Annotated in this window: 4 protein-coding genes; 3 read left to right on the top strand and 1 reads right to left on the bottom strand. The window is 49.9% G+C overall.

Annotated elements, in window-relative coordinates:
- Positions 1-81 precede the first annotated feature (81 nt).
- A complete protein-coding gene (locus ACO0K4_RS01730; protein WP_422954868.1) occupies positions 82-2,178 on the top strand; it encodes a putative bifunctional diguanylate cyclase/phosphodiesterase in 2,097 nt (698 codons plus the stop codon).
- Between the two features lie 177 nt (positions 2,179-2,355).
- A complete protein-coding gene (locus tag ACO0K4_RS01725) occupies positions 2,356-3,066 on the top strand; it encodes a Crp/Fnr family transcriptional regulator (RefSeq protein WP_422954867.1) in 711 nt (236 codons plus the stop codon).
- 127 nt (positions 3,067-3,193) lie between these two features.
- Here the strand turns inward: ACO0K4_RS01725 and ACO0K4_RS01720 are convergent, their stop codons facing one another.
- Positions 3,194-3,379, bottom strand: coding sequence for a CsbD family protein (locus ACO0K4_RS01720; protein ID WP_422954866.1), 186 nt, complete (start codon positions 3,377-3,379; stop codon positions 3,194-3,196).
- 381 nt (positions 3,380-3,760) lie between these two features.
- On the opposite strand from ACO0K4_RS01720, the gene ACO0K4_RS01715 reads away from it, so the two are divergent.
- Complete coding sequence (locus ACO0K4_RS01715) at positions 3,761-12,685, top strand: GH36-type glycosyl hydrolase domain-containing protein (RefSeq protein ID WP_422954865.1); 8,925 nt, start codon at positions 3,761-3,763, stop codon at positions 12,683-12,685.
- Positions 12,686-12,904: the final 219 nt, after the last annotated feature.

Below are 12,904 nucleotides of genomic sequence, written 5' to 3'. Positions count from 1 at the left end.
TTCGTACCTGCTCCATGTCGCATTTTTATTCGTATTTTCACTAATAAAACTACACTCTGTAGCTGAAGGATTGACCCGACCATGACGAACCGTATTCTAATTATTACTAACGTTATAGTCGATGCTGATGTGTTAGAGGGCGTATTGAAAAAAGCGAGCGACGGGCCGTTTGACATAGAACGCGCAACCAGACTTGCAGATGGACTGAGTGTATTAAAGTCCCGGCATATCGATGCCGTGCTGGTTGATTTGTCCTTACCCGACAGCCGGGGTATCGATACTTTTTTTCGCCTCTTCGCTGAGGTGCCTTATCTGCCAATCCTGACGTTGAGTTCTGTTGAGGACGAGTCACTGGCACGCGAGGCGGTACAGCGCGGATCGCAGGGTTATCTTACAAAAGGACATTTTGCCAGCTACCTGGTACCACAATCTTTGCGTAATGTAATACAGCGTAAAGCGGTGGAAGAAAGCTTTTATATCGATAAAGTACGCGCTGAAATTACCTTGAACTCGATTAGTGATGCGGTGATCGGCACCGATATGGCCAATAACGTTGATTATCTTAATCTTGCTGCGGAGCGTATGACACAGTGGTCGCGTGAGGAAGCCCGCGGGCGGCCGATCAGCGAGGTGATGCCTCTGATTGACGGTGAAACGCGTAAGCCTGAAGCGAACCCTGTCACCGTGGTGTTAGCACAAGCCAAGCCCACAATCTTAGTGCCGGGAACGATTATGATCCGGCGTGACGGTAGCGAAGTTGCGATTGAAGATTCGACCTCGCCGATTCATGATTCCGCTGGTCGCATGGCTGGTGCAGTGATTGTGTTCCATGATATTACCGCCGCCAAAGCGATGGCGATCAAGATGGCGCACCTGGCACAACATGATTTTTTGACGAATTTACCGAACCGTGTTCTGCTGACTGACAGGATTGCGCAAGCCATTGGCCTCGCTAAGCGTCGCGGTACGCAGGTCGCTTTGTTATTTTTGGATTTAGATAATTTTAAACATATCAATGACTCACTTGGACATGCGACGGGCGACAAGTTATTACAATCGGTCGCTAAACGCTTAGTCAGCTGCGTCCGTGGATCTGATACCGTGAGCCGTCAGGGCGGTGATGAATTCGTGATCTTATTAACTGAAGATCAGGGAGGTGCTTATTCTTCACTAACTGCGGATAAAATTTTGGCTGCCCTGGCAGCGGTACATTCTATTGCGAACAATGAGCTTCATATCACAACCAGCATTGGGATTAGTATTTATCCGGCAGATGGCTCCGACGCGGAGACATTAATTAAAAATGCGGATACGGCGATGTATCAGGCAAAAGAAAAAGGCCGAAATAATTTTCAGTTCTTTAAAAACGACATGAATATTCGTGCCGTTGAACGACAGGTGATCGAAGCGAACTTACGCTATGCCCTGGAACGGAAAGAATTCGTCTTACATTACCAGGCTAAGATTAATCTGATGACTGGTGCCATTACCGGATCTGAAGCCCTATTACGCTGGATACATCCAAAGTGGGGAATCGTGCCACCAAGTCGTTTTATCGCAGTTGCCGAGGATTGCGGTGTCATTGTTGAGATCGGACGCTGGGTATTACGTCAAGCTTGTTTGCAGAATAAAAGATGGGAAGAGGCAGGATTAAATCCTGGATCGATTGCCGTGAATATTTCTGCGATTGAATTCCGTCGTCATGATTTTATCGACGTCGTGCGGGCGATCTTGACTGAGACCGGATTACGTCCGGAATGCCTGCAATTAGAGATTACAGAAAGTGTCTTGATGCGAGACGCCGAATCGAGTATTACGATTTTAAAGCAGCTCAAAGGCATGGGTGTGCAATTGGCCGTGGATGATTTTGGTACCGGCTATTCCAGTCTGAGTTATCTAAACCAATTTCCGATTGATGTCCTCAAAATTGATAAATCTTTTGTCCACGATATCGGATCAGTGAAAGGAAACGGGATCATTGCCAGCGCCGTCATTGCGATGGGTAATAGTCTTAAACAAAAAGTCATTGCCGAGGGCGTAGAAGATCAGGCACAACTGGTGTTTTTGAAAGAACAACATTGTGAGGAAGGACAGGGTTATATATTCTGTCACCCGATAACAGCAGAAAAATTTACCGCTTTATTGAGAAGTGGTGTCGGCGGTACCTCGATTCATTGATTTTTTATGATTGTGATTGATTGCTTAAGAAAAGGATCGATTACTCGCCTATTCAATTTCTTAGCGTATTTTTGGTTCGTCATCGTACATACGTCGAGCGATGAAGTACGTATCCTGACTAGTATATTGAGTCTGTTTGAACGCGTATTATCGTGTGCAGCTCATCAGGAGAATTTGATGAATAAGCTGTTCCGGCCACCTGTTGTCAATAGCTTGCTGGGACGCCTGTTGCGAACAGGATTAAATCCTCTCAGTTTTGACCAGGATCGCGTGCTTCTGCAAAGCGGACAAGTATTGCATGAAGCTGGTGAAGAGGTCAGCACGATCTATTTTCCTGAAACCTGCCTTGTCTGCCTGTCAGGTAAATTAAATTTGAATTCCAGTCACGAGTTAGGTTTGATCGGCAAAGATGGTTTGGTCGGTATTACAGCCATGTCAGGAAAAAATCCAGACTACACCAAGGCAGTCGTACAAAAACCTGGCAGCGCAGTCAGAATCAGTGCTGCCGTTTTACAACTAGAAATGCAAAAAAATCCTCAGGTGCAGATGGCCCTATTTGAGTACATCAATCAATTTTTAGCGCAGACCATACAGATTGCCGCGTGCAGTAAATTTCATTTGCTGGAAGCGCGCCTGGCGAGATATTTATTGACTACCAAGGATCATCTGGGATCAACAGAATTCCATTTGACGCACGAATTTATTGCCCAGTCACTTGGTGTGCGACGCGTCGGTGTGACAAAGGCTGCGGTCACCTTGCAGCGATTGCAGTTAATCAGTTATTCACGCGGTGAAATTAAAATCCTAGATGAATCAGGCCTGATGAATATGACCTGTGATTGTTATCGCCTGATCCGCGAGATTGGCCAGCGCGGTGGTAATAATTAAACATGAAGCTCAGATTGGTTGCTTATTCGTATATTGACTATGTACTACATTTTTAATCACGATCGTTGCGATCAGCGCATCTCTCTTGTCGAGGGAGATTGATGCGCTATCGGTCTTAGCTTTTTTTCTAATGCTTGCTGATCGCGTTCTTGATGATCTCTTTCGCATCGCCGATTTTTTTCTCTGCTTTGCCATGCGCCTGTTTCAATAAACCCTTGGCTTCCTGTTCTCGATTGCCTACCAGCTTACCCGCGCGTTCTTGTACCTTGCCAGACATATCTTTGGCAACGCCTTTGATTTGGTCTTTGTTCATGATCTTTTCCTTGGATGAGAGACAGATTACACATATCAGTTTCAAGGCAGGTCAATTGACATTACCTCGAAAATGCACTGCGCAGAGCGTCAGTGACATCAGAGTAGGCGCCCAGCCGATGCTGGTCTGTTCGATATCGTACATTGGTATATCTGATGCACTGTGTGCGCTGACGCACTGAGTAACTCCCTTTACTCGGCTATAACTATCCATCGCTGTTTTATTCACAGAGACATCTGCATTCTGTGTCCCGGGACGGCAGAACAGAACCGGACTCCCATATTGCCTAGGCATTGCGCAACACGTCGTTAGTTAAAGGCGAATGGCCTTAATGTTGCTTAGTCAGATGGCCACTTACAGGTTTCTCCTCATCAAAGTGCCATGTTAAAACTTACTAGTGGATCCCGTTCTTATTCGGAAGCTGAACCCCAGCTTCCGCCATTGAGGTCGGAGTTGTTCAGTGTTATCCAGATGGAGACACATGGTCGTGTTCTGGCAGGACGACATAAAATCGGTGTCGATAAATCTGCTGATCAGTTATTACCACGTCTGGCCGCTAATGAAGACGCTCTGATTGATGCCTGCGCCGCGCTGACGACTGCATTAAGAGAGAATCGCCAGATCACCCCCGCCGCTGAATGGCTGCTCGATAATTTTTATCTGATTGAAGAACAGATACGTATTGCCAAGCAGCATTTACCAAAAGGCTATAGCAAGGAATTGCCGCGGCTGACGAATGGACCATCGGCAGGTAAGCCGCGTGTGTATGACATTGCACTAGAGACGATTTCACATGGAGATGGCCGGGTTGATCCTGAGGGGCTAAGTCGGTTTGTTGCTGCGTATCAGCAAGTCACGATGCTGCGTCTGGGGGAGTTGTGGGCGATCCCGATTATGTTGCGCCTGGCATTAATCGAAAACTTGCGTCGCGTGGCGACACGGATTGCGACGTGCCGGGTGAACCGTAATCTGGCGAATACCTGGGCTGATGAACTGATCGATGCGGCTGATAAGGAACCCAGTAACCTGATCTTGCTTGTAGCCGATATGGCACGGTCTGAGCCTCTGCTTGATAGCTCCTTTGTCGCTGAGGTCGCGCGTCGTTTGCAAGGGCAGAGCCCGGCATTGACGTTGCCGCTGACCTGGGTCGCCCAACGCTTATCCGAGACCGGCCTGACGATAGAACAGTTAGTACAACTTGAGACACAGCAACAGGCCGCGGATCAGGTCTCCATCAGCAATAGCATCGGCAGTCTGCGTTTCTTAAGCGCCATGGACTGGCGAGATTTTGTCGAGACCATGAGTCATGTCGAGCATGTGTTGCGACGCGATTATGCCGGCGTTTATGCCGAGATGGATTTCGCAACGCGAGATCGTTACCGGCATGTGATCGAGAGCCTTGCAAAACATGCTGCGATCAGTGAAGTTGAGGTCTCAGAGTGGGCGCTGCGTTTGTCATCGCCGATGAAATCCGGCGATGCAGAACATAGTAGACAAGCCAGCGGCGCACAAGGGTCGTCGCGTAAAGAACACATTGGTTATTTTTTGGTCGGTAAGGGATTGCCTGCCCTGGAGCAGGCGATCGATGTGCAGTACGGCTATGTCAAAAAAATTCTGAATAAAAATAAGGACTCATCTGCCTCGTATTATCTTGGCCTCATCTTTACACTGACTGCTTTGTTCACCATCCTGCTAATTAAAAAATCCTATGACGACGGATTGCGTGAACTGAGCTTAGCGACACTAAGTGTTCTGGTTTTCTTTGCTGGCAGCCAGCTTGCCGTTGCTCTGGTCAATTGGGTAGCGACTATACTGGCTACGCCTAATCCTTTGCCCCGGATGGATTTCTCTCTGGGAATTCCTGGCAAAGCGCGCAGTATTGTCGTGGTGCCGACGATGTTGCTGCATGAACTGACGATTGATCGTTTGTGTGAAGCACTAGAGGTTAGGTTTCTGGCGAATCGTGATGAGAATCTATTTTTCTGTTTACTGACCGATTTGGCCGACGCGCCGACGGAGACGACCGCGCAGGATGAGATGTTGATTCATCTTGCAGCGACCGCAATTACTTTACTGAACCAGACCTATGGCAATGACACGCATAGCCCATTCTTTCTCTTGCATCGGCCACGCCGCTGGAATCCGCAAGAACAGTGCTGGATGGGTTATGAGCGCAAGCGCGGCAAGTTATCCGATCTGAATGCGTTTTTACGAGGTAGCACCGATGTCCTATTTACCCATATCGTTGGTAACGTCTCGCTCCTGACGGATATTCGTTATGTGATTACTCTGGACTCGGATACGCAGTTGCCGCGCGATTCTGCACGGTTGTTCATTGCAACGATTGCACATCCGCTCAATCAGGCAGTATACGACGCCAGCAAACAGCGCGTGGTGGAAGGCTATGGCATTTTGCAACCTCGTATAGTGTCGAGCTTGCCGAGTGCCAATGCGTCTTTATACGAAAAGTTGATCGGTGGTGAAGCAGGGATCGATCCCTATACACGCTCAGTCTCCGACGTCTATCAGGATCTGTTTCAGGAAGGCTCGTTTATTGGAAAAGGGATTTACGATATTGATGCCTTTGAACTGGCATTGGGTACCAGGCTGCCGGAAAACCGCATCCTTAGTCACGATCTGTTAGAGGGCTGCTATGCGCGCTCAGGCCTGATCAGCGATGTGCAGTTACATGAGGAATATCCGTCCCATTATTACGCCGATGTCAGTCGCCGCCACCGCTGGATCCGTGGCGACTGGCAAATACTGACCTGGCTCTTGCCAGGTATTCCTGTGGTTGAAAAAGCGGTTACTGGTTCAGGTATGAACGTAGACGCGAGCTTAGATAAAAGTCTAGACTCAGCCCTCAGTTCTGAGAGCCACAAGACCAATACACAGGTCCGACCACGTAAGATAGTGAATCCGTTGTCGATTCTGTCACGCTGGAAAATTCTAGACAATGTCCGCCGTAGTCTGATCGCACCTGTCCTGATCGCCTTGCTGGTTTTTTCCTGGCTGTTGTTGCCATCACCATGGGTTGGCAGTGTGGCTGTCGTGGTAATTCTGTTCCTGCCTTCTCTGGCGGCCTCATTACTTGCCTTGCTGAATAAATCCCGTGAAGTATTGATCCGGCAGCACGTGCTCGCCGCTTTACGAAATAGTCAGCGGCATCTGATGCATGTATTGCTACATCTGACATTTTTGCCGTATGAAGCGTTTTACAGTCTGGATGCAATCCTGCGTACGGTCTGGCGTATGGCAGTTTCTCATCAGCGCATGCTGGAATGGCAGCCATCCATCGAATCAAATCAGCATACCAATGGCAGCCTGATCGCTTCCCTGCGGCGCATGTGGAGCGCACCTGTTTTTGCCTTTGGCCTGCTCATCATTTTACTGTGGGGCCGCCCCGCGGCATTACCGGTTGCGTTTCCGTTTGCATTTCCATTTATATTGCTCTGGGTGATGTCACCGGTCATTGCCTGGTGGGTGAGCCGTCCGGTGATGAAAAAAAGCTCCGAGCTTGGTGCCGGACATCTGATATTTTTGCATCGTCTTGCACGTAAAACCTGGGCTTTTTTTGATAGCTATGTCGGCCCGGCAGACAACTGGCTGCCACCTGACAATATGCAGGAGCAGCCTGTCGCTGTGGTCGCTCACCGAACCTCACCGACGAATATTGGACTCGCCTTGCTGGCCAATTTGTCTGCCTATGATTTTGCGTATATTTCGCTGGGACGGCTACTCGATCGCAGCACTCATACGTTGACGACGATGGCGCGACTAGAGCGCTATCAGGGACATTTCTATAACTGGTATGACACGATCAGTTTATTACCCTTGCACCCCGTTTATGTGTCGACGGTCGACAGCGGCAATCTTGCCGGCCACCTGTTAACGCTGAAGGTGGGCTTGCTTCAATTGCCGGATCAGCCGGTTTTTTCAGCGACTGTTTTCCAGGGGATCAATCATACGTTCCAGGTGCTAATTGAGAGTATGGATGTCGAACCAACCGAGGAAATACAGGCTTTTCATCACTGCATTGAAGACGCTTGCAATGCTTCTACTTCCGTTCAGCAGGATTTGTATGCTGCGATAGCGATGCTTGATTTACTAGAGCGTAAGGCGGCCGATATTCTGGAGCAGATCGAGAGGCATAGTGGTCTGGTTGCGGACAAGTTGGTAGATAAGGCCGTTGTGTCGGTGATTATTCCTGTCAACTTTGTCCCAACTGCACCGGAGAAAAAACAGCAACAGCTGTATTGGGCTCAGGCGCTGGTGCGTCAGTGCGCGGATATCCGGGATGACCTATTGTTTCTTGCGCCTTGGTTGGCGGAGCCTGGTTTGAGACAAATGAGTAATGACATCGCCGTATTAACGCTAGCTCCGACATTGAGTGAGCTGGCACGCTTTGGCGTAGAGATACCACCGATGATCGCCCGTATGAGCGGTTCTGGTATCGCAGAAATAGATGCTCCCGAATTATGGGCAAGGCTTTCTGATCTGGTGACGCAGGGAAGCGTGCGGGCTAACGAACGTATTGCAGAGATCCAGCAACTGGCATTACAGGCGGTGGAGTTTGCACGGATGGAATATGGATTTTTGTATGAGCCGACCACGCATTTATTAGCGATTGGCTATAACGTAGCAGACCGTCGCCTGGATACGGGACGCTATGATCTGCTCGCATCTGAGGCTCGCTTGTGCAGTTTTGTTGCTATTGCGCAGGGACAGTTACCGCAAGAGACCTGGTTTGCCTTAGGTCGTCAATTAACACTGGCAGGCAGCGAGCCGATTCTCTTGTCGTGGAGCGGCTCGATGTTTGAGTACCTGATGCCTTTGCTAGTGATGCCTAATTTTGATAATACCCTGCTCGATCAGACATATAAGTCCGTCGTACAGCGCCAGATAGAATATGGAGCACAGCGCGCTGTTCCGTGGGGTATTTCTGAGTCTGGTTACTATGCATTTGATGCGAGTCTGAATTATCAGTACCGTGCTTTCGGGGTTCCGGGTCTGGGTTTAAAACGAGGCCTCGGTGACGATCTGGTTGTTGCTCCCTATGCATCCATGCTGGCGATGATGGTAGCGCCAGAACAGGCTTGTGAAAACTTGCAACGGCTGGTGCGAGACGGTGCCGAAGGTAGTTTCGGTATGTATGAGGCGATTGATTACACACCCTCACGACTGCCGCGCGGACAAACTCAGGCGCTGATCCGTTCGTATATGGCACACCATCAGGGGATGAGTTTATTGTCTCTGGAGTATGTGTTGCTGGATCGCCCTATGCAGCGACGTTTCGTCTCGGATCCTCTGTTTCAGGCAACCTTATTGCTGCTTAAGGAACGTATTCCAAAACCTAGTGCGTTTTATTCCAATACGACAGAGCTTGCTGACATCCGTTCGGCCGCCAGTGAGCAAGAAATGCCGATGCGCATTATCACTAAGGTCGATTTACGGATACCCGAGGTGCAGTTGCTGTCGAATGGTCGTTATAACGTGATGGTCACGAATAATGGAGGCAGCTATAGCCGGTGGCGTGATCTGGCGATTACACGCTGGCGTGAAGACAGTACCTGCGATAACTGGGGTAGTTTTTGTTATGTGCGAGATTTGTCCGACAACAGTTTTTGGTCGAGCGCCCATCAACCGACTCTACAGCCATCAAAATCTTATGAAGTCATTTTTTCGGAGGGGCGTGCTGAGTATCGCCGTCAGGATAACGGACTAGAGACCTACACCACGATAGTTGTCTCTCCCGAAGACGATATTGAAATGCGCCGTACCCGTATCACCAACCGGTCGCGCGTAACCAGAACGATTGATATCACCAGCTATGCCGAGGTCGTGTTAGCACCGGCAGCGGCAGACAATATGCATCCTGCCTTTAGTAATCTCTTCGTGCAAACAGAAATTTTGCCGCAAGAGAGTGCCATCATCTGTCGCCGTCGTCCCCGTTCTGAGAGTGACTTTACGCCGTCAATGTTTCATTTAATGGCGGTACACGGTGCAGCAAGCGAAGCGACATCATATGAGACCGATCGGATGGCTTTCATTGGCCGTGGTAATACGAACCAGGCTCCTTTTGCAATGACGCAAAAAGCTTTATCCGGTAATCAGGGCTCGGTACTCGATCCTATCGTCGCGATCCGTCACCAGATCCGGCTGGAGCCGGAGCAAACCGTTATTGTTGATATGGTCACGGGTGTCGCAGAAACCCGTGATCAGGTATTAGGTCTGATCGATAAGTATCAGGATCTGCATCTGGCGGATCGGGTATTTGAGCTGGCCTGGACGCATAGTCATGTGGTCCTGCGTCAGTTGAATGCGAGCGAGGCCGACGCCCAGTTATATGGTCGTTTGGCAAATTCGGTGATTTATTCGAATGCTTTATTGCGTGCCGACGCCAGTATCCTGATCAAGAACCGGCGCGGCCAGTCCGGCTTATGGAGCTATGCAATTTCTGGCGATTTGCCTATTGTGTTGCTACAGATTAGTGATGTTGAAAACATCGAGCTGGTCCGTCAGATGGTACAGGCGCATGCTTACTGGCGTATGAAAGGCCTCGCTGTTGATCTGGTGATCTGGAATGAAGACAGAGCTGGTTATCGTCAAATCCTGCAAGACCAGATCATGGGCTTGGTCGCCTCCGGCATCGAGCCGCATGCTATGGAGCGACCTGGTGGAATCTTTGTCCGCCTGGCAGATCAGATACCGAATGACGATCGTATCTTATTACAATCCGTGGCGCGCGCCATCCTATCTGATACACGCGGCACACTGGCTGAACAGATTAATCGTCGCGCGCAAGTTGAAGTGCGTATGCCTTTACTGACCCTGAGTAAATCACATGCACCGATGCACACAGCAGTACCGGCGATGCCGGTCGCTCGCAACGATCTTGTTTTATTCAACGGTCTAGGTGGATTCTCTCCCGATGGCCGCGAATACGTCATCACCACATCGGCCAGCAATACAACGCCCGCACCTTGGGTCAATGTATTGGCGAACTCTCATTTCGGTAGCGTGATCTCCGAAAGTGGACAAGCGTACACCTGGGGTGAGAACGCGCATGAATTTCGCCTGACACCGTGGTCAAATGATCCGGTATCGGATGGCGGCGGTGAAGTATTTTATTTGCGCGATGAGGAGAGCGGTCATTACTGGTCGCCGACTCCCTTGCCTTGTCGTGGTCAGGGTGAGTATGTGACCCGCCATGGTTTTGGATACAGTATCTTTGAGCATGTGGAGGACGGCATTAAATCTGAGCTGTCCGTGTATGTCGCACTGGACGACGCCATTAAATTTTCGGTGCTCAAAGTACGCAATGACTCAGGTACAACCCGGCTGTTATCGGCGACGGGTTATGTCGAGTGGGTGCTTGGTGATGTGCGGCAAAAATCGGTGATGCATATCGTGACCGAGGCTGATCCTGCGACCGGTGCCATCTTTGCCCGTAATTCTTATAACGCTGAATTTTGTGATCGCACTGCCTTCTTCTATGCCGATGCGATGACATTGAGTATGAGTGGCGATCGTACCGAGTTTATCGGTCGTAACGGTAGCTTGCGACATCCCGCCGCAATGAGTCGTACACGCTTGTCAGGCAAGCTGGGTGCGGGTTTAGACCCGTGTGCGGCAATCCAGATTCCGTTTGATCTGGCCGATGGTGAGCAGCGTGAAATTATTTTTCTGCTCGGTACGGCAGGGCAGCGTAGTGCAGATGTCAGCAATTTGATACGACGCTTCCGCGGAACCAGTGCTGCGGCCGATGCACTCACTGTTATCAAGCAGTATTGGGAGAGGACTTTAGGCGCGGTGCAAGTAGAGACGCCTGATCTTTCTCTGAATATATTGACGAATGGCTGGTTGATGTACCAGACACTTGCTTGCCGGTTGTGGGCGCGTAGCGGTTTTTATCAGTCCGGCGGGGCATTTGGATTTCGTGATCAGTTGCAGGATGTGATGGCGCTGATTCATACGCAACCACAGCTCGCACGCGAGCATCTGGTGCTGTGTGCAGCCCATCAGTTTATTGAAGGGGATGTCCAGCATTGGTGGCATCCGCCGACCAATCGCGGCGTCCGCACACATTGTTCTGATGATTATCTATGGTTGCCGTTGGCGACTTGTCGCTATGTGAGCAGCACGCGTGACTACAAAGTGCTCGATGAAAAAATCAGCTTTCTAGAAGGGCGGCAAGTTAATTTTGATGAAGATTCCTACTATGACTTACCCGGCCAGTCTAACGATACTGCGACTCTGTATGAACATTGTGTCCGCGCGATTACCCATGGTTTGCGCTATGGCGTACATGGCTTGCCGCTGATCGGTTCGTGTGACTGGAATGACGGCATGGACAAAGTCGGTGCAGAAGGTAAGGGTGAGAGCGTCTGGCTGGCATTTTTCCTGTATCAGGTATTGATGCGTTTTGCCGGGTTGGCAGATCAGCGTCTGGATCAGGTATTTTCGGATCGCTGCCGGAGTGAGGCGGCGAGACTACAAAAAAATATTGAGCAACATGCCTGGGATGGTGATTGGTATCGTCGTGCGTATTTTGATGATGGCACGCCTCTGGGTTCTGCCACCAATGACGAATGTCAGATTGATTCTATCTCGCAAAGCTGGTCGGTATTATCCGGTGCCGGTGATCCCGTCCGTTCCCGTGCGGCGATGCTGGCAGTCGATCAGCGGCTGGTACGTCGTAAAGATTTGCTGATTCAGTTACTCGATCCGCCGTTTGACCACTCCGATCAGAATCCGGGTTACATCCGTGGCTATGTGCCAGGTGTCAGGGAAAACGGCGGACAATATACTCATGCGGCGATCTGGGCAGCGATGGCGTTTGCACAGCTCGGTGACAGTCAGCGTGCCTGGGAGTTATTTGACATGATTAATCCTGTCAATCATGCACTTACCGCCGATCAGGTATCACTTTACAAGGTCGAGCCGTATGTCGTCGCAGCGGATGTTTATGGTGTCAGTCCGCATATAGGGCGCGGCGGCTGGACCTGGTACACCGGCTCGTCTGGCTGGATGTACCGGCTGATACTGGAATCTCTGTTGGGAATTACGCTAGAAGGTGATCAGCTTCGTTTTAATCCTTGTCTGCCTGCTGAGTGGAGGCATTTCAAAATCCATTATCGCTACAGAGAGACTACCTATCACATTGCTGTCTCCACGAGCCACGGCGAGAGTGAGGCAATGTCGCTGACGCTTGATGGTGTCGCACAAAAGTCATCATTGCTTCACATGGTGAATGATGGTCAGGATCATCAGGTGGAATTACGCATTGACTACATGGTGAAATAGATTTTTTCTCTATTCAGATAGTCAGCGAGTTTATCCAGTTTGATCCTGTCGGTCTGGTCGATTCTATTGGTTTGTCAAAGACGCAGAACTCATGTCATCGACAGGGAGGAGGCCTGCGTATTGCGGCGCAGACATTACGAGTGCTTGTTAAATCCAGAGTAAACATGGCGATGAATTGCTACGGATGCCACCTACATTACCGATATTACATATCGAATT

It is taken from the genome of Undibacterium sp. RuTC16W (assembly GCF_049339445.1).
Lineage (GTDB): Bacteria > Pseudomonadota > Gammaproteobacteria > Burkholderiales > Burkholderiaceae_D > Undibacterium.
Note: the sequence above shows the minus strand (reverse complement) of the source record. Positions and strands in the feature narration are given on the sequence as shown.